Origin of the sequence: Allocatelliglobosispora scoriae, assembly GCF_014204945.1 — a bacterium.
GTDB lineage: Bacteria > Actinomycetota > Actinomycetes > Mycobacteriales > Micromonosporaceae > Allocatelliglobosispora > Allocatelliglobosispora scoriae.
Genome location: NZ_JACHMN010000003.1, coordinates 1,637,208 through 1,654,244 on the forward strand (window position 1 = coordinate 1,637,208; position 17,037 = coordinate 1,654,244).

Here is a 17,037-nt window from a genome sequence, read left to right on the forward strand (position 1 = left end):
GCTGCGTACGGCGGTGGTTGTCGCGCTGTGCGGGTGTCGCGCTCGCGTCGCCAAGATCCCGGCTATCGCTCAAGTACACATATCCCATAGGCTTAGTAGGTATTACCCGCATCCCTTGCCCCTCTTGGAGAATCCATGTCCCACCCCCTTCCGCAAGGTCGCCGCCGCGTCCTCGCCGGGATCGCCGCGCTCGCCCTCGCGGCCGGTTCCCTCGTCGCCTGCTCCTCCGCCGACGACGCCAAGCCCGGTGCCGAGGCACCGCTGCGCATCGGCTACCAGCGCTTCGGCGGACTGAGCCTGGTCAAGGCGAAGGATGCGGCGCCCGGCACCACCTGGTCGCTCTTCGAGAGCGGACCGGCGCTCACCGAGGGGCTCAAGGCGGACGCCATCGACATCGGACAGACCGGCGAGGCGCCGCCCGTCTTCGCCGCCGCCGGAAAGATCGACTTCCGGATCATCGGCACCTCGCAGCCGGTACCGAAGGGCGAGGCGGTCCTGGTGAAGACGGCCAAGGGCTTCAAGACCTTCGCCGACCTCAAGGGCAAGACCGTCGCGCTGAACAAGGGCTCCAACGTCAACTGGCTGCTCGTCAAGCTGCTGGAGAAGTACCAGCTCAAGCTCACCGACATCAACATCAAATACCTCAAGCCGGCCGAGGCGCGCCCCGCGTTCGACAACGACCAGGTCGACGCGTGGATCATCTGGGACCCGTACTTCGCCCTCGCCGAGCAGCCCGGCGTCTCCATCCTGGAGGACGCGACCGGCCTCGCCAGCAACCGTGAATACCTGCTCGTCTCGCCGCAGGCGCTGAAGAACAAGCCGAACCAGATCCGCGAGTTCCTCAAGCAGTACCGCACGATCACCGACTGGGGCATCGCCAACCCGACCGAGCGCGCCGCGGTGCTCGCACCGGAGCTGAAGATCCCGCTCGACACCACCACCCGGGCCCTGTCGCGCAGCGCGCAGCCGCTCGCCCCGGTCACCCCCGAGATCGGCGCCGAACTGCAGGCGATCGCGGACGGCTTCACCACGCTCGCGCTGATTCCCGAGAAGATCGACATTGCGGGGCGGATCGACGGGCAGTTCGCCGAGATCCTCCGATGACCAGCTCTCCCACCACCACCGCCCCGGACCGTGCCGACAGCGCGGCTCCGGGGGCGGTGGCCCTCTCCGGCTCCACGCCTCCCGTCGTGACATCGCGGCGCTGGCGTCGGGCCGTCACCCCGGTGCTGCTGGTGCTGCTCTGGGAGCTCGCGGCCCGGATCGGCCTGCTGCCGCCGGAGAAGCTCCCCGCGCCCACCGACGTCATCCGGGCCGGCTGGCTTCTCAGCGGCGACGGAACCCTCGCCCTCCACGTCCTCGACTCGCTCACCCGCGCCCTGATCGGACTGGCGATCGGCGGCCTGCTCGCCCTGGTCCTCGGATCGCTGGCGGGCCTGCTGCGGATCGGCGACGACGCCATCGACCCGCCGGTGCAGATGGCGCGGATGCTGCCGCACCTCGGTCTCGTCCCGCTGCTCATCATCTGGGTCGGCATCGGCGAGGAACTCAAGATCACGCTGGTGGCGCTCGGCTCCTTCTTCCCGATCTACTTCAACACCTACGCCGGGATCCGGGACATCGACGAGCGGTTGGTGGAGGCCGCGCGTACCTGTGGGCTCGGCGCCTGGGGGCGGCTGCGGCACGTGGTGCTGCCCGGCGCGCTGCCGTCGCTCTTCCTCGGCCTGCGCCTGGCGATCGGCGCCGCCTGGCTCAGCCTCGTCGTCGGCGAGCAGGTCAACGCCCAGACGGGCATCGGCTTCCTGATGATGGAGGCCCGTGAGTTCTACCAGACCGACATCGTCGTGCTCGGCCTGGTCATCTACGCGCTGCTCGGTCTCGGCTCCGACCTGCTGCTGCGCTTCGCGGAACGGAGGACCCTGTCATGGCGACGCGGACTGAAGGCGACATGAGGCCCGTCATCGTCGCCGAGGGCGTCCGCCGCTCCTTCGGCGCCGCAGTGGTGCTCGACGGCGTCGAGCTGCGCATCGCGCCCGGTGAGGTGGTCGCACTGCTCGGCGGCAGCGGTTCCGGCAAGAGCACCCTGCTGCGGATCCTCGCCGGACTGGATCCCGAGGCCGGTGGCGTGATCCGCCGCCCCGACCATCTCGCCGTCGTCTTCCAGGAGCACCGGCTGCTGCCGTGGAAGCGCGTCATCGACAACGTCGCACTGGGGCTGACCGGCCCGGATCTGGCCGGGCGTGCCAACGTGGCTCTCGCCGAGGTGGGGCTCGCCGATCGCGGTCGGGCGTGGCCGGCCGAGCTCTCCGGCGGTCAGGCTCAGCGGGTCGCGGTCGCCCGGGCACTCGTACGCGAACCCGACCTGCTCCTGCTCGACGAGCCGTTCGGCGCGCTCGACGCCCTGACCCGGCTGCGGATGCAGGCCCTGCTCACCCGGCTGCACGCCCAGCACGGCTTCGCGGCGCTGCTCGTCACGCACGACGCCGAGGAGGCGCTGCTGCTCGCCGACCGGATCCTGCTGCTGGAGGGCGGACGGATCGTCGAGGACTCGCCGGTGACGATCGCCCAGCCCCGGAGCAGGGACGATCCGGCGTTCGGTGCCGCCCGCCGCCACCTGCTCACCCGCCTGGGCGTCTGAGAGCGGCGCCGCTCGAGCCGCCGCCCGCCGCCCGCCGCTGCGCTGCGCTGCCCGCTGCCCGCTGCGCGGTGCTGCGCTGCGCGAGGTGGCGCAAGATCGTGCTGTTTCCGGGAAGTAGTCCCCTCCGAGCGGGTCGGTAGGGCTTGCTTCCGGGAAACAGCGGGATCTTGCACGTTGGCGGCGTCGATGTCGGAGGTGCCCGGTAGCGTCGAGCGCGTGACCGCCCCAGCAGACGTCCCGCCCGAGTTCCTCGCCAGGCTTCGCCCGCTCTGCCTCGGCCTGCCCGAGGCGCACGAGGAGCTCGCCTGGACCGGCGTCCGGTGGCGCATCCGCACCCGGACCTTCGCCCACGTCCTCACCGTCGACCCCGATCACCAGGCGGCCTATGCCCGTGCGGTCGAGACCGACGAGCCCGTCACCGTGCTGACCTTCCGATCGCCGCTCGACGAGGTCGCGGGGCTCGTCGCGGGCGGGCATCCGTTCTTCAAACCCGCCTGGAGCCCCGACGTCGTCGGCCTGGTCCTCGACGAGGGCACCGACTGGGACGAGGTCGCCGAGCTGCTCACCGAGAGCTTCTGCGTGATGGCGCCCAAGCGGGTCGCCGCTCTCGTCGCCCGCCCCTAGGCGTAACGCAGCAGCACCACTCCGTTGCCGAAGGCGCGGGTCTCCAGCAGCCGCAGGTCGAGGTGGCGGTCCTGGAACCACGGCGTGCCCTGCCCGATGGCGACGGGGTGGACATAGAGCCAGAACTCGTCGATCAGGCCGTGCCGGATGAAGGTGGTGGCGAGGTCGGCCCCGCCGATCGCGATGTCGCCGCCGGGCTGCGCCTTGAGCCGCTGGATCTCCTCGACGTCGACCTCGCGGGCGATGGTGGTGCCCCAGTCTGCCGTGTCGAGCGTGCGGGAGAAGACGACCTTCGGCATGTCGCGCCAGATCCGGGCGAACTCGACCATGGCGGGCGAGCTCTCCGGATCGGCATCGGCGGTCGGCCAGAACTCGGCCATCCCCTCATAGGTCACCCGGCCGTCGAAGAAGGCGCCCATCGCGGCGAGCCGCTCGTTGAAGTGGGTGTGCAGCTCCTCGTCGACGAGGTGCCAGCTCAGATCGTGGTCGGGACCCTCGAAGAAGCCGTCGAGCGAGATTGACATCATCAGGATGATCTTCCGCATGAGACTGCTCCTCAGCACCCGCCGCCGGCCTTCCCGCCGCCTGTGGCCACCGTAGCCCCGACCACCGACATCGGCGCCGCGATCACGCGGACTGCGCGGACAGCCTGGCGCCGGGGTCGCCGACGATGGTGAACGGCGCCCACTCCGCCACCGGGGCACCGGACTCGCGCCGCGCCCGCATGCTCATCCGCAGCGCCTCGCCGATGGGCAGTCCCCGGCGCAGCTGTACGTAGACGCCGATCATCAGGTCGGCGGTGGCCGCGTCGTCGACCGGCCACAGCGAGACCACGACGGCGGCGGCGCCGGCCGTGAGGAACGCCCGTGCGAGCCCCAGCGTGCCCTCGTAGGTGCTGCGGCCCCAGCCGGTGCGGCAGGCGCTGAGCACGGCGATCCGGCAGTGTGGCAGCCGGAGTCCGGCGATCTCCGCCGTACGCAGGTAGCCGTCGTCGTCGCCGTCGGGGCTCAGGCAGAGGGCGCCGGGCGTGGTGCCCTCGCTCGCGCCCTGGAGCCCGTGCGTGGCGAAGTGGACGATCTCGCAGCTCCCGATGCGGGCCAGCACGGCGGCCTTCGTCGCCGCCGCGCCGAGCAGCGGCGGTGCGGAGCGGCACTCGGCCGCGATGCCGAGCACCTCCCGTTCCGCGTGGACGAGCGGTGGCAGCTCGGGCAGGGGGAGGCCCGGCCCGAGCGGATGGCGCGGTGGCGCCGGGTTGCCCACCAGCAGCAGGTCACCGATCGCGGTGGCCCGTGCCGACCGGTTCGCCAACTCGGTGAAGACCGCGACCGCCGGGACGATCGCCACCGGCCAGCGATCCCCCAGGTGGACGCCCGGGCGAAGCTGCAGCGCGGCGAAGGGGACCAGGTCGAGCTCCCCGTCGGGCACCACGATCAGCCGCTGGGCGGGCGAGCCCATGAGCGCGGCGTCGAGCGGCTGGACGAGAAGGCGGGACAGCTCGTCGAGATCGCGCACGGCGCGCGGGCGGCGGACGACGAGATCCCTGGTCAGCCCCAGGTACGGGTCGGGCTCGGGCCGGGTGGCCGCCGTCGACGAGGCGAGGGCGCGCAGGAGATGGAGGTCGACCGCCGTGTGGGTGGCACCGAAGGCGTCGATGAACCACAGGTGCAGTCCGGCCTCGTCGTCACCGGGCCGGGCAAGCGGTTCCCAGGCCTGCGGCACCAGGCTGCAGATGAGGAAGCCGACCCCGTGCGTACCGGCGAGGGCCACCGCGTCGGCGACCGTGGGCGTGATCGGTGTCGGCTGCTGCTCCCGGCGCAGCAGCCGCAGCAGGCTCCGGCCACGAGCACGCTCGGACGCCTCGAACGCACCGTCCGGATCGCCGGCCGTCAGGCGGCACGACTGGAGCGTCCGGTACGCCCCCGCCTGCCGCTCCAGCACGTCGACGTGGTGGCGGTCGTCGGTCACCGTGCGGCGGACCGTCTCCCAGTCGTCGATGGCGGCGAGCAGGCCGGTCTCCGCGGCGATCAGCTCACCCCGCGCCATCGCCAGGCTGGCGAGATTGAAGCGGGCCGTGCCGCGCGCGGAGACGTCGCCGCTCTGCTGGAGATCGACGGCCCGTTGCGCCCAGCGCTGCGCTTCGTCGAGCGCACCGGTCTTGGCGAACGCCATGGCGAGGTTGGTGGCGGCGCGACCGGCGAGGTGCTCCGGTCCCGTCGCGGCGATGCTGTCGAACACCTCGGTCAAGGCGGCGATCCCGACCGAGACGTCGCCGCCCTGCACGTGGCACAGGGCCCAGGCGACCCGCGCCTGCCGGTACTGCTCATGCCGCTGGTAGCGCAGGCACAGCTCCATCGACCGCCCCGCCGACTCGATCGCACCGGCGAGGTCACCGGTGCTGCGCCGGATCGACGCGAGCGTCGCGAGCGCGCCGATCCGCTGCTTGTCGGCGATGTCGGGGTCGGCGATCTGGTCCATCATGGACAGTCCCTCGGTCACCGATCGCAGTGCCTGATCGAACTGCTCCAGACCGCAGAGCGCGGTGGCCAGATCGGCGAGCGCGACCGAGATCCAGATCGGGTCGCCGGTGCTGCGCATCAGCTCGAGGACGCGGCTCTGGCAGCCCAGGGTCTCCGTCGGCCGACCCTGCCGCAGGAGCGTCTGCCCGAGGGCGGCGTAGGACATGGCCTGCCAGACCACCTTGTCGGTGCGCTCGGCCACCTCGATCGCCGCTCGGGCCAGCACCTCGGCCTCGGCGAGCCGGTCGAGCCAGTGCAGTGCGTCGGCTCCGATCGCCATCGCCTCGAATCCGGTCGCCACGGTCATCGGCGAGCGCCACAGCGCCGGTGGCGGAAGCACGTCGAGCGCCTGCCGGCAGTGGTCGAGCTGGGCGGCTCGGTCCTCCATAAGCGCGGCCAGCCTGGCGGCGGAGACCCAGCAGTCGGCGGCGAGGACCCGGTCGCGGTGCTGCCACACGGCTCCGGCCTCCAGGTATGCGGCGAGTGCCTCCTGGCGGTTGCCCTGGCGATCGAGCCAGTCCGCCCGCCGCCGCAGGTAAACGCCACGAAACCCGTCGAACATGCTGTCTCCCAGTGGTTGCGGCCTCCGGGTTGCTCCTGACGGACATGATGCGTGGCGCGAGCGCCGCAGTCACCCGAGTCCGCTCGGTCCGCGGTTCGCTCGGGTCAGCGGTTCGCTCGGGTCAGCGGCGAGAGCTCACCGCGTTGCGGTTGCGCGGCCGGCGCGCGTGCGGTCGCGACGAGACGGCACGGCGCCGCAGGCTACGGCCGGTGTCGCAGGTGGATGGCGGCGGCTCGGCGACGGCTTGGGCAGCGGCGGCTCGGGCTCCGGGACAGGCGCCGCGACGGCGGCGCAGGCAGCGGGAGAGGGCGAGCAGCAGCATCCCGGCCACCGCACCGAGCGCGGTCACGGCACCACCACCACGGGCCAGCGCCCCAGCTTGACGAGCTTGGCGGCGACCGACCCGACGAACCGGTGCCCGGCCTGTGCCGAGGCGCCCACGACGAGCAGATCCGCCTTGTGGCGATCGGCCTGGCTCCGCAGTTCGGTGAACGCGTCGCCCCGGCACACGATGAAGGTCGTCGGCACTCCCATCTCCTCGGCGGTCCGCCGGACGTCCTTGCGCAGGGCCTCGGCGAGCTCGTCATACGTGCTGATCAGCGTCGCCGCCGTCTCGGCGTAGATGGCGTTGATGAAGCTGGCCGGCGTACCCACGAAGACGACGACGAGCCGGCAGCGCTGGCGCCGGGCCATGCCCGCGGCGTAGGCGGCGGCCCGTTCCGAAGTGGGGCTGCCGTCCACGCCGACCATGATGACGCGCGGCCCGTCGGTGCCGCGCTCGAAGGGGTGCCAGGCGGCCGCCGGGCCGTAGTGCTCGGCGGCCGAGGTCTCCACGGTGGGGTCCCGGTGGCGGTGGTCAGGCCTGCGCGGCGAGCGCCGGTTCGGCCTCGGGCAGGGCGGCGGGGGTGTCGAGGCTGGACCGCAGCGTGATCGAGGGCAGCAGCAGCGCCGCGATCACCCCGACGACGCCGATCGCGGCGGAGATCAGGAAGATGTGGCCGGTGGCGTCGCCGTATGCCTCCCGCACGACGGTCTGCGCCGCCGCGGGCAGCGCGTTGATGTTGAGCGAGCCGCCGCCGCTCCCGGCCGGGATGCCCCGCTCGGCGAGGTGCGCGGCGATCGTCGTCTGGACCCGGTGGGCGAGGACCGCGCCGAGGACCGAGACGCCGATCGTGCCGCCGAGCGAGCGGAAGAAGGTGACCGCGCCGGTCGCCGCACCCAGGTCCTTCAGCGCCGCGGTGTTCTGCACGGCGAGCACGAGGTTCTGCATCGTCATGCCGACGCCCGCGCCGACGAGCAGCATGCCGACCGCGAGCGCGCCGAGGGAGGTCTGGTGGTCGACGAAGGAGAGGCTGGCGAAGCCGAGGACCAGGATGATCGCGCCGGTGACGATGAAGGGCTTGACCTTGCCGGTGCGGGTGACGAGCTGCCCGGAGACGGTCGAGGAGAGGAAGACCCCGAGCATGAGCGGCATCGTCAGCAGCCCGGACTCGGTGGGGCTGTAACCCCGGCCGATCTGGAAATACTGCCCCAGGAAGACCGCGCCGCCGAACATCGCCATGCCCACCGCGAGGCTCGCGACGATGGCGAGGGCCGGGGTGCGCTGCTTGATCACGTCGAGCGGCACGACCGGCTGCGCGGCCCGCTTCTCGACCCGGACGGCGGCGGCGAGGATCGCGAGGCCGGGCAGGACCATCGCGAAGGTCTGCCACGACAGCCAGTCGAACGAGCTGTCCACAAAGGAGACCCAGATCAGCAGCACGCTCACGCCGATCGCGATCAGCGCGGCGCCGAGGTAGTCGATGGGTCCGGCCGCGCGCCTGCCCGCGGGCAGGCGCAGCGTCTTCTGCAAAAGCCCGAAGGCCAACACCGCGATGGGTACGCCGATGAAGAAGCACCACCGCCACCCCAGCCACGAGGTGTCCACGATGAGGCCGCCGAGCAGCGGACCGGCGAGGGTCGCGATCGCCATGACACCGCCGAGGTAGCCGTTGTAGCGCCCGCGCTCGCGTGGCGGGATCATCGCCGCGATGACGATCTGGACCAGCGCCTGCAGGCCGCCGACGCCGATGCCCTGGAACGCGCGGGCGGCGATGATCTGGCCGGAGTCCTGGGCGAAGCCGCTGAGCAGCGAGCCGATGACGAAGATGCCGATCGCGATCTGGACCAGCAGCTTCTTGTCGAACATGTCGGCGAGGCGCCCCCAGATCGGCGTCGTCGCGGTCGCGGCGAGCAGCGTCGCCGTCACCACCCACGTGTACTGCGTCTGGGTGCCGTTGAGCTCGCCGAGGATCCTCGGCAGGGCGGTGGAGACGATGGTGGAGCTGATCATGGCGACGAAGAGCACGAGCAGGAGGCCGCTGAGTGCCTCCAGGATCTCGCGATGGCTCATCCGCGCTGCAGGCATGGGGGTGGCGGCGGTGCTCATGCACCGAGCATGGCACAACATTGCGCACTGCGCAAAATTGCGCGATGAGCAAATTGGGCCGGATGGCTGTATCGTCTGAACCCGTGGAGGCAACCGCAACGCTGCGCGAGCGCAAGAAGGAAGCGACCCGGCAGGCGCTCTACGAGGCGGTGCTGCGGCTCGCGCTGGAGCGAGGGCTCGACGACGTCACGGTCGAGGCGGTCGCCGACGAGGCGAACGTCTCCCGGCGGACCTTCTCCAACTACTTCGCCAACAAGGAAGACGCCCTGCTGCACGGCGATCGCACCCGGATCGACAAGCTGCTCGACGGGCTGCGGGAGCGGCCCCGCGACGAGCCGCCGTGGCGGGCGCTGACGATGGCCGCCGCGGCGCAGTTCGATCCCCTCACCTCGATCGACGCGAGCTGGCTGGCCCAGCTCCAGCTGCTGCGCCGGCACCCGTCGCTGCTGGCCCGGCAGGTCACCGCACAGGGCATCCTGGAGCAGCAGCTCGCCGCCATGATCGCCGAGCGGGACCCGGGGCACCCCGACGAGCCGATGCGCTCCCGGGTGCTGGCGGCGACGTTTCTCGCGACGCTGCGTACGGCCACCACCGTCTGGGCCGAGCAGAAGGGGCCGATGCCGCTCGGAGCCGCGGTCCGAGCCGCCCTGGACCGGGCCGCCGAGGCGTTCGCCTGAGCCGCCCTGTGGGGTTTATCTCGATCTTGTCGGTTTAGGCGGCCGCGGTTCGGTGCATTGAGAGAGCCATGACCGATCCCTACGCTCGCCCGTCCGGCCAGCCGGACCCCAGCGGGCCACCCCAGCCGTCGAGCGGCGACCTCGGCCAGCCAGGACCGGCCCAGCCGGGCTACCCGCAGCCGCAGCCGTCGAGCGCACCGCCCGCCTACCCGTCGAGCGGACCGCCCGCCTACCCGCCGGGTGGCCAGCCTGCCTACGCACCAGGGCAGGCCGCCTACACGCCGGACGGGCAGCCCGCCTACGGGCAGGGTGGGCAGCAGCCGCCGAAGTCCCGCAAGGGGCTCATCATCGGGCTCGTCGTCGGTGCGGTGGTGCTGCTGCTCCTCGTCTGCGGTGGCGCCGTGGCGCTGATCCTCAACGCCGCCGACGACGACACCACGCCGACGGCGTCGAGCACGAGGTCGGTCGCGCCGACCGGGGCCGCGTCACCGCAGAACAACAACGGGGTCACGGCCAACTCGTCCAGCGACTTCGGCGACGTGTGCCAGGGCGGAACGATCCTCAACGCGGCCGAGGTCGGCAGCCTCGCCACCGCCAAGGCGTACGTGTTCAGCAACACCCCCGCCCGGATGACGAGCTGGAGCAGCAAGATCCTCGACTCCGACGCGTCCTATTACGCCAAGTCGGCCGACTACTCCACGGTGAGCGTCGTCGGCTGCCTCGCCTACCAGGAGGGCAGCGAGGGCGCCGGGCAGAAGTGCGACATCAAGGCGAGCGACGGCACGAAGCTGACCGTCGACTACCTCTCGTCGCGCTACACCCTGACCTTCTACGCGGCCAAGACCGGCGAGAAGATCGGTGACGGCGGGACGATCAACGCGCCCGCCAACAAGTGCCCGATGCTCATCAGCTACAACCGCGAGACGCTGAAGTCCTACGCCTCGCCCGACAACGCGGCCATCGATGCCGCGGTCAAGAAGTTCGTCACCGCCTGAGCGTGCCAGCACCGCGGCCCGGGGGCCGCACCCCGGCCGGGGTGCGGCCCCCGCTGCTGACGGCATCGCTTGCGGGTGGCCGACGCCGGACGGCTAGGCTCGACGGAGTTGGGAGGCGAGCTGATGCCCCGAGGCCGCACGCGTGCCGATCAGGCCGCCGCCGAGCCGGTCACCGATACCGGCGAGGCGATGCTTCCGATCGTCCGCGAACTCCTCGCGGCGATCCCGTCGAGCTGCACCTGGCTGCTGCCCGTTCGCGACGGCGCCGGGCAGATCGTCGACTTCCGGATCGGGGCGGCGGGTGCCGAGTCGCGGGACGTGACCGGGCGCAGCGGCACCGAGCGGGTGGGCGCGCTCCTCGGCGAGCTCTACCCCAGCATGATCGGCGGTCCGCTGTGGCAGCTGTACCTCCAGGTCAGCGCCGATCGGCAGCCCGCGCAGCTGTCGAACTTCCGCTACCAGGAGCAGCGGGCCGGGGTGGTCGCGGTCTCGGTCTTCGACGTGAGCGTGCACTGGGCCTGTGGCGGCCTGCTCGTGTGGTGGCAGCGGCTCGACGAGTACCAGCGGCGCCTGGACCAGACGGAGTTCCTCGGCAACCTGGGCTGGGGCGAGTTCGACCTGGCGACCGGTCGCAACGAATGGTCGCCGGGGATGTACCGGCTCTTCGAGCGCGACCCGGCGCTCGGGCCGCTGTCGCGGGCGGAGCAGACGGCCGCGATCGTCGCCGACGACCAGCCGCTGCGGGAGACGGCGTGGCAGCTCCTCGACGGCGGCATCGTCTCCGACCTCACCCTGCGGGTGCGGGTGGGCGACGGAATCAAGGCGCTGCGGCTCGTCGCCGACGTGGCCCGCGACGCCGAGGGCAACCCCGTGAAGATCTACGGCGTGGTGCAGGACGTCACCGCCCGGGAGGAGTCCCTCAGCGCGGTCGACCGCCTCCGGGAGGAGCTGCGCAGCAGGGAGCTGTCGGCGCTCGCCGAGCACCGTCTCGCCGGGCAGCTCCAGCAGGTCATCCAGCCGCTGCCGAGCGACCCGATCGACCTGCCCGGTGTGCAGGTGCTGGTGCGTTACGTCCCGGCGGGCAGCCCGGTCCAGGTCGGCGGCGACTGGTACCACGCGATCGAGACCGCCGACGGGCGAGTGGTGCTGGCGATCGGCGACGTGGTCGGGCACGGTCTCGCCTCGGCGACCGCGATGGCGCAGCTGCGCTACGCCCTGACCGCGTGGACCAGCATCGGCATCAGCGACCCCGGTCCGTTGATGAGCCACCTCAACGGGCTGTGCCTGCGGCTCGGCACCACCTCGACGGCGGTGATCGCGCTCTTCGACCCGGCCGACGGCAGCCTGCGCTGGGCCCGGGGCGGGCACCTGCCGCCGCTGCACACGCGGGGCGGTCGGGTCACCGCGCTGCCGCACCCGCAGGGGCTGCTGCTCGGCGCCTCGGCGGCCGCGGTCTATCCGGAGGCGATGGTCCACCTGGACTCGGCTGACCTGCTGCTCTTCTACACCGATGGGCTGGTGGAGCGGCGCGGTCACGACCAGGAGGAGATCCTGACGAGGGTGGTCGACACCCTCTCGGCCGCCGACGAGGGCGCGGCCGGGGCCTGGTCCGCTGTGGACGGACTGCTCGAATACGCCAGCCCCGACGACGACACCTGCCTGCTGGCAGTGCGGATCACGCCCTAGAGGTCCATCACCAACCGGTGCCGTACGCCGTAGGCGGTGTGCACCACGGTGACCCGGTCGCAGATCCGGTCGACGATGGCGAGACCCCGACCGCCGGGCGATGTGACCTGCGGCATCACCGGTGGGGCGAGGTCGCCGAGCCGACCGCCGTCCTCGACCTCGCAGATCACGGCGCCCTCCTCGGTCCACACTCGCACCAGGCCGCCACCCGAGGTGTGCTGGAGCGTGTTGGTGGCGAGCTCGCTGACGGCGAGGGTGAGCAGGTCCGCACGGGACGGGGTGAGACCTGCCAGGGTCGCCCGGTCGTGCACGAACGACCGGACCCCCTGCAGGTCGGTCGCGACCTGGTAGGTGAGTTCGGCGGGTGGCGCTGCTGCCGGTTCGGACACGGGATCGGTCTCCTGGTCGGGGCGGTTGTGCGGCGTTTCCTAGCTGTCAGCTCCGGCCGAGGCCGGTGGGGCGAGGAGTTCGGCGACTCCGGTGAGCTCCAGCACCTGCGCGACCACGCCGGTCGCACCGGTGGCGTACAGCCGGCGGGTGGCCTGCACGGCTGCATGATGGGCGGTGACGAGCGCGTGGATCCCGCTGGAGTCGAGGAACTCGACATCGGACAGGTCGACGGTGACGATCCGGGCGTCCGCGACGGCGGCGAGCAGGGTCGCCGTCAGCTCCTCCCGGCCGGCCAGGTCGCAGTCTCCGGCGACGGCGACCACTGTGTGCGCTGGCCCACGGGAGACGTGCGTGGTCAAGCGTCCCGACATCGTTTCGTGATCCATCCTAGGTGAGGGGCCCAGTCATGCCCATCATGGCACTTCCGGAGCCGAGGCGCTTCCGTCGGTGGCCTCGGGGCGTGCGGTGGCCCGGCGGGCGTCGGTGACGGCCTGCGTCATCCGGCGTACGACGGTCGAGGCGATCTTCAGCTCGGTGACCGGGATGTCGGCTGACGCGTGGGCCATGCCGACGCCGAGCGGTGCGAAGAACTGCATCGCGAGCTGCAGCGCGACATTCTGCATCCGGATCGTCACCTTGCGCCGGTCGTGCGGGTCGCGGTCGCGCACGACGTGCCCCGCCGACTCCAGCCGGTCGATGAGCGCGGTGGTCGCGGGTGCCCCGAGCCCGAGCCGGCCGGCCAGCTCACCGGCGGTCATCGGGTGCCCTGCCTGCGCACTTGCGCTGATCCACATGATGGCGTTGAGATGGCTGCGACCGAGACCGTGCGCACGGGCGAAGACATCGACGAAGACGTCGGACTCCACAGTGAAGGTCCGGAGCGCGTCGACCAGATCGTCGAGTGCTTCGGACCTGACGGCGTTCTCCTCGCTGCCCCCGGCCACGACGACCATGCTATCATTTCGATTCTCGAAATATTCGTTAAATGAACAATAGGAGTTGGCGATGGGCAGCCGCTTCATCAAGATCATAACTGGTCGGGTCGGGTCGATTCTCATCCTGATCGCCACCGCCGTGCTCTCGGCGCTGGTCTTCGCCACCTCACCCGAGCAGCCCCAGGCGCAGCCCGGCGACGGGCTGCCCGCCGGAGCGCAGTCGACCCGCGTCACCGAGCTCGGCGACCGGTTCGCCAGCGGTCGGCAGTCCTCGGCGATCGTCGTCTACGAGCGCGCCGATGCCGCGCTCACCGGCGAGGACAAGGCCGCGATCGAGAACGCGCGGACCGCCCTCGCGGCGCGGGCGCTGGGTGGCAAGCTGCCACCGCCCGTCGTCTCCGAGGACGGGCAAGCGGCGCTGCTCATCGTCCCGCTCTCCGGTGACCTCGACGGCGACGCGCTCGGCACGACCGTCGACGGCATCCGCGACGACGTACGGGCGCCGGGCGCCGGGCTCCCGGCCGGACTCTCGGCGCAGGTGACCGGCGGTGCGGCATTCAGCCGGGACATCTCGGCCGCCTTCGACGGTGCCGACGTCACCCTGCTCGTCTCGACCGCCGCCGTCGTGGCGCTGCTGCTGCTCATCACCTACCGCAGCCCGTTCCTGTGGATCATCCCGCTGACGGTGATCGGCATCGGCGACCAGGTGGTGGCGAAGCTGCTGCCCTGGGTGGCGAACCTCGTCGGCGAGCGTACCGACGCGTCGATCAGCGGCATCGTCTCCGTGCTGGTCTTCGGCGCGGGCACCGACTACGCGCTGCTGCTCATCTCCCGTTACCGCGAGGAACTGCGCCGGACCGAGTCGCGCCGCGAGGCGATGGCCGGAGCGCTCCGAGGGGCCGCACCGGCGATCCTCGCGAGCGCCGGTACCGTCATCCTGGCGCTGCTCACCCTGCTCTTCGCGGTGCTGACCAGCAACCGCACCCTCGGCATCTCGGCCGCCCTCGGCGTCGCGGTCGCCCTCGTCTTCGGCCTGGTCGTGCTGCCCGCCGCGCTCGTCTGCTTCCCTCGCGGCATCTTCTGGCCCTTCGTGCCCAAGGTCGGCAGCGCCGACCCGAGCGAGACCGGCTTCTGGTCCAGGGTGGCCAAAGGCGTCGGCCGCCGCCCGGCGGTCGTCCTGGTCGGTGCCGGGGTCGTGCTGGCGAGCCTCGCACTGGGTCTGCTCGGCACCAACGTCGGCCTGTCGCAGACCGAGCAGTTCCGCACCGAGGTCGAGTCGGTCACCGCGCAGGAGACCCTGGCCAGGCACTACCCGCCGGGTTCGTCGCAGCCTGCCGCCGTCATCGTCAACGCGGCCGCCGGCCAGCGGGCCGCCGACGAGCTCCGGGGCATCGGCGGGGTGACCCGGGTCGAGGAGCCGGAGACCTCCGAGGACGGCACGCTCACCCAGCTGCGGGTGCAGCTGACCGCCGAGTCCGGCACCCCGGCCGCCGACGCCACGGTCACCGCGATGCGCGACAGGCTCGCCGGGATCGCCGGAGCGGATGCCTACGTCGGCGGCGCACCCGCCGCCGACCTGGATAAACGCGACGCCAACGTACGCGATGACATGGTGATCGCCCCGCTGGTGCTCGCCGTCGTCCTGATCGTGCTCATCGCGCTGCTGCGATCCCTGGTCGCGCCGATCCTGCTGCTGATCACCGTCATCGTCAGCTTCGCGGCGAGCCTGGGCGCGGCGACCTTCGTCTTCCACCTCGTCGGGATTCCGGCGCTGGACGCCGCGGTGCCGCTGCTCGCGTTCCTCTTCCTCGTCGCGCTCGGCGTGGACTACAACATCTTCCTGGTGACCCGGGCGCGGGAGGAGACCGCCGCACGCGGAGACACCAGGGCCGGGATGCTGCGGGCGCTCTCGGCGACCGGTGGCGTGATCACCTCGGCGGGCATCCTGCTCGCGGCGGTCTTCGCGGTGCTCGGCGTGCTGCCGGTCATCGTGCTCACCCAGCTCGGCATCATCGTCGGCATCGGCGTGCTGCTCGACACGCTGCTGGTGCGGACCGTGGTCGTTCCCGCGCTGGCCCTGCTGCTCGGCGAGCGGTTCTGGTGGCCGGCCCGCCCGGCCGAGGGGGCCGGCGCGAACCGGGCCACCGCCTCGGATCCGTCGGCGTGACGTCCGACCCCGGCCTGGATCAGGAGAGATCCTCGTCCACGCCGGGGTCGACCTTGCTGCCGTCGCGCATCTGCATGTATGGCTCCTGGTCGGCCGGGTGGCCGGCCGCGATCGCCCGGCGGCGCTCCAGCTCGGCGTCGAACTCCGCGCCGAAGAGGATCGCGACGTTGCTCAGCCACAGCCAGGTGAGGAAGACGATGACACCGCCGAGGGTGCCGTAGGTGGCGTCGTAGGAGCCGAAGTGTGCGGTGTAGAGGGCGAAGAGCAGCGAGATCGCCACCCAGAGCACCACGGCGACGAGCCCGCCCGGGCTGACCCAGGCGAAGCCGCCCTGGCGGACGTTCGGGCAGGCCCAGTAGAGGATGGCGAAGAGCAGGCCGATGATGACCACGAGTACCGGCCACTTCAGCACGTTCCAGGTGTCGACCGCCGCCGGACCGATGCCGAAGACATCGCCGACGCGCTGGGCGAGCTCGCCGCTGAGGACCACGATCAGCATGCTCGCCACGAGGAGTACGCCGGTGACGAGGGTGACGCCGATCCGGATCGGAACCGTCTTCCAGACCGGGCGGCCCTCCTTGACGTCATAGATGGCGTTGGAGGCCTGCATGAACCCGGCCACATAGCCCGAGGCCGACCAGGTGGCGACGAGCAGGCCGATGACGGCGGCCAGCCCGGCCTTGCCCTGGCCGTGCTGCACGTTCTCCACCGCCGCGGTCACGATGTCGCGGGCGGACGCGGGCACGATCGGGATCACGTTGTCCACAAGAGACTGTGTCAGCGAGTCGTCGAGCAGGCCCAGGATGGCGACGAGCACCAGCAGACCCGGAAAGAGCGACAGGACGCTGTAGTAGGTGAGGGCCGCCGCCCAGACCGTCAGGTTGTCCCGGCGGAACTCCTTGACCGTCATGACGATCGCCGACCACCAGTCGTGGCCGCTGAGCCGGGCGGGGGAGGCGGGACCGGCCTCCGGCGGGGGTGCCTGCTCGGATGTCGGCTGCGCGTGACTGCTCATGGTCACGCTCATACCCGTGAGCACGGATGAGCACGCAAGATCGGCGCAACTCTTGAAGAGTTGCGCCGATCTTGCGAACGCCGAAGGAGCCGGGACAGCTGTCCCGGCTCCTTCGGCGTTTCGGATGCGTCAGACCGCGGAGCGGCCGCGCATGCCGGAGACGAGGGCGACTCCGACTGCGGCGAGGCCGATCTGGAAGACGAGTTCGATCCAGTCGATGCCGTCGGTGACGGCGACGCCGACGGCCTGGGCGATCAGGGTGCCGACGATGGCGGCGATGATGCCGACGACGATGGTGAGCCAGATCGGCAGGTTCTGCCGGCCCGGGAGCACCAGGCGGCCGAGGGCGCCGATGATGAGTCCGACGATGATCGCTGAAATGATTCCGGCGACGGTCATGGCTT

Annotated in this window: 18 protein-coding genes; 8 read left to right on the forward strand and 10 right to left on the reverse strand. The window is 71.5% G+C overall.

All coding sequences use genetic code 11. The annotated features are described in order from the left end of the window. Window positions 1–135: 135 nt before the first annotated feature. The 4 genes from F4553_RS33805 (at window position 136) to F4553_RS33820 (ending at window position 3,262) form a co-directional block, all read left to right on the forward strand. Window positions 136–1,104: an aliphatic sulfonate ABC transporter substrate-binding protein gene (locus tag F4553_RS33805; protein WP_184844598.1), complete on the forward strand. Its 969-nt coding sequence runs from the start codon at window positions 136–138 to the stop codon at window positions 1,102–1,104. Next, on the forward strand, window positions 1,101–1,952 hold the full coding sequence (locus F4553_RS33810; RefSeq protein WP_184844601.1) for an ABC transporter permease: 852 nt from the start codon (window positions 1,101–1,103) through the stop codon (window positions 1,950–1,952). Before F4553_RS33805 ends, F4553_RS33810 begins: the two co-directional genes overlap by 4 nt. After that, a complete protein-coding gene (locus tag F4553_RS33815; protein ID WP_184844604.1) occupies window positions 1,925–2,638 on the forward strand; it encodes an ABC transporter ATP-binding protein in 714 nt (237 codons plus the stop codon). Before F4553_RS33810 ends, F4553_RS33815 begins: the two co-directional genes overlap by 28 nt. Before the next feature lie 216 nt (window positions 2,639–2,854). Then, window positions 2,855–3,262, forward strand: a complete 408-nt coding sequence (locus F4553_RS33820) for an MmcQ/YjbR family DNA-binding protein (RefSeq protein WP_184844607.1) — start codon at window positions 2,855–2,857, stop codon at window positions 3,260–3,262. On the opposite strand, the gene F4553_RS33825 is transcribed toward F4553_RS33820, so the two are convergent. The 5 genes from F4553_RS33825 to F4553_RS33845 form a co-directional block, all read right to left on the reverse strand. Then, on the reverse strand, window positions 3,259–3,807 hold the full coding sequence (locus F4553_RS33825; RefSeq protein ID WP_184844610.1) for a dihydrofolate reductase family protein: 549 nt from the start codon (window positions 3,805–3,807) through the stop codon (window positions 3,259–3,261). The genes F4553_RS33820 and F4553_RS33825 overlap by 4 nt on opposite strands. An 82-nt stretch (window positions 3,808–3,889) precedes the next feature. Next, window positions 3,890–6,340, reverse strand: coding sequence for a CHAT domain-containing protein (locus F4553_RS33830; RefSeq protein ID WP_184844612.1), 2,451 nt, complete (start codon window positions 6,338–6,340; stop codon window positions 3,890–3,892). A 121-nt stretch (window positions 6,341–6,461) separates the two neighbouring features. Further along, the gene (locus F4553_RS33835; protein WP_184844615.1) at window positions 6,462–6,689 is read right to left on the reverse strand and encodes a hypothetical protein; all 228 of its coding nucleotides are present in this window, start codon (window positions 6,687–6,689) and stop codon (window positions 6,462–6,464) included. Then, the gene (locus F4553_RS33840; RefSeq protein WP_312875491.1) at window positions 6,686–7,174 is read right to left on the reverse strand and encodes a universal stress protein; all 489 of its coding nucleotides are present in this window, start codon (window positions 7,172–7,174) and stop codon (window positions 6,686–6,688) included. Before F4553_RS33840 ends, F4553_RS33835 begins: the two co-directional genes overlap by 4 nt. 22 nt (window positions 7,175–7,196) lie before the next feature. Beyond that, entirely contained in the window at window positions 7,197–8,768 is a 1,572-nt protein-coding gene (locus tag F4553_RS33845) for an MDR family MFS transporter (RefSeq protein WP_246467553.1), read from the reverse strand. A gap of 83 nt (window positions 8,769–8,851) precedes the next feature. Here F4553_RS33845 and F4553_RS33850 point away from each other — a divergent pair, with 83 nt between their 5' ends. From F4553_RS33850 to F4553_RS33860, 3 genes are all read left to right on the forward strand, one after another. Beyond that, window positions 8,852–9,445, forward strand: a complete 594-nt coding sequence (locus tag F4553_RS33850; RefSeq protein ID WP_184844619.1) for a TetR/AcrR family transcriptional regulator — start codon at window positions 8,852–8,854, stop codon at window positions 9,443–9,445. 68 nt (window positions 9,446–9,513) lie between these two features. Then, complete coding sequence (locus F4553_RS33855; protein ID WP_184844622.1) at window positions 9,514–10,440, forward strand: hypothetical protein; 927 nt, start codon at window positions 9,514–9,516, stop codon at window positions 10,438–10,440. A 123-nt stretch (window positions 10,441–10,563) separates the two neighbouring features. Next, window positions 10,564–12,126: a PP2C family protein-serine/threonine phosphatase gene (locus tag F4553_RS33860; protein WP_184844625.1), complete on the forward strand. Its 1,563-nt coding sequence runs from the start codon at window positions 10,564–10,566 to the stop codon at window positions 12,124–12,126. On the opposite strand, the gene F4553_RS33865 is transcribed toward F4553_RS33860, so the two are convergent. The 3 genes from F4553_RS33865 to F4553_RS33875 are packed head-to-tail and all read right to left on the reverse strand — an operon-like array spanning window position 12,123 to window position 13,469. Then, the gene (locus F4553_RS33865; RefSeq protein ID WP_184844629.1) at window positions 12,123–12,515 is read right to left on the reverse strand and encodes an ATP-binding protein; all 393 of its coding nucleotides are present in this window, start codon (window positions 12,513–12,515) and stop codon (window positions 12,123–12,125) included. The genes F4553_RS33860 and F4553_RS33865 overlap by 4 nt on opposite strands. A 39-nt stretch (window positions 12,516–12,554) precedes the next feature. Then, window positions 12,555–12,887 (reverse strand): STAS domain-containing protein, encoded by a 333-nt coding sequence (locus F4553_RS33870; protein ID WP_184844632.1) that lies wholly within the window; start codon window positions 12,885–12,887, stop codon window positions 12,555–12,557. A 42-nt stretch (window positions 12,888–12,929) separates the two neighbouring features. Continuing rightward, window positions 12,930–13,469, reverse strand: coding sequence for a MarR family winged helix-turn-helix transcriptional regulator (locus F4553_RS33875; protein WP_184844635.1), 540 nt, complete (start codon window positions 13,467–13,469; stop codon window positions 12,930–12,932). Between the two features lie 52 nt (window positions 13,470–13,521). Between F4553_RS33875 and F4553_RS33880 the strand changes: the two genes are divergently transcribed. Then, the gene (locus F4553_RS33880) at window positions 13,522–15,618 is read left to right on the forward strand and encodes an MMPL family transporter (RefSeq protein WP_184844638.1); all 2,097 of its coding nucleotides are present in this window, start codon (window positions 13,522–13,524) and stop codon (window positions 15,616–15,618) included. 19 nt (window positions 15,619–15,637) lie between these two features. On the opposite strand, the gene F4553_RS33885 is transcribed toward F4553_RS33880, so the two are convergent. Both F4553_RS33885 and F4553_RS33890 read right to left on the reverse strand, forming a co-directional pair. After that, window positions 15,638–16,633: a YihY/virulence factor BrkB family protein gene (locus F4553_RS33885; RefSeq protein WP_184844641.1), complete on the reverse strand. Its 996-nt coding sequence runs from the start codon at window positions 16,631–16,633 to the stop codon at window positions 15,638–15,640. A 129-nt stretch (window positions 16,634–16,762) separates the two neighbouring features. Next, a complete protein-coding gene (locus F4553_RS33890) occupies window positions 16,763–17,032 on the reverse strand; it encodes a GlsB/YeaQ/YmgE family stress response membrane protein (RefSeq protein WP_184834845.1) in 270 nt (89 codons plus the stop codon). Between the last annotated feature and the right edge of the window lie 5 nt (window positions 17,033–17,037).

What these genes read in the sequence shown, in the direction of transcription:
- F4553_RS33860 (WP_184844625.1), top strand. Translation starts at nt 10,564, where the DNA reads ATGCCCCGAGGCCGCACGCGTGCCGATCAGGCCGCCGCCGAGCCGGTC.
- F4553_RS33845 (WP_246467553.1), bottom strand. Translation starts at nt 8,768, where the DNA reads ATGAGCACCGCCGCCACCCCCATGCCTGCAGCGCGGATGAGCCATCGC.
- F4553_RS33855 (WP_184844622.1), top strand. Translation starts at nt 9,514, where the DNA reads ATGACCGATCCCTACGCTCGCCCGTCCGGCCAGCCGGACCCCAGCGGG.
- F4553_RS33825 (WP_184844610.1), bottom strand. Translation starts at nt 3,807, where the DNA reads ATGCGGAAGATCATCCTGATGATGTCAATCTCGCTCGACGGCTTCTTC.
- F4553_RS33890 (WP_184834845.1), bottom strand. Translation starts at nt 17,032, where the DNA reads ATGACCGTCGCCGGAATCATTTCAGCGATCATCGTCGGACTCATCATC.
- F4553_RS33870 (WP_184844632.1), bottom strand. Translation starts at nt 12,887, where the DNA reads ATGTCGGGACGCTTGACCACGCACGTCTCCCGTGGGCCAGCGCACACA.
- F4553_RS33885 (WP_184844641.1), bottom strand. Translation starts at nt 16,633, where the DNA reads ATGAGCAGTCACGCGCAGCCGACATCCGAGCAGGCACCCCCGCCGGAG.
- F4553_RS33830 (WP_184844612.1), bottom strand. Translation starts at nt 6,340, where the DNA reads ATGTTCGACGGGTTTCGTGGCGTTTACCTGCGGCGGCGGGCGGACTGG.
- F4553_RS33815 (WP_184844604.1), top strand. Translation starts at nt 1,925, where the DNA reads ATGGCGACGCGGACTGAAGGCGACATGAGGCCCGTCATCGTCGCCGAG.
- F4553_RS33875 (WP_184844635.1), bottom strand. Translation starts at nt 13,469, where the DNA reads ATGGTCGTCGTGGCCGGGGGCAGCGAGGAGAACGCCGTCAGGTCCGAA.
- F4553_RS33805 (WP_184844598.1), top strand. Translation starts at nt 136, where the DNA reads ATGTCCCACCCCCTTCCGCAAGGTCGCCGCCGCGTCCTCGCCGGGATC.
- F4553_RS33810 (WP_184844601.1), top strand. Translation starts at nt 1,101, where the DNA reads ATGACCAGCTCTCCCACCACCACCGCCCCGGACCGTGCCGACAGCGCG.
- F4553_RS33880 (WP_184844638.1), top strand. Translation starts at nt 13,522, where the DNA reads ATGGGCAGCCGCTTCATCAAGATCATAACTGGTCGGGTCGGGTCGATT.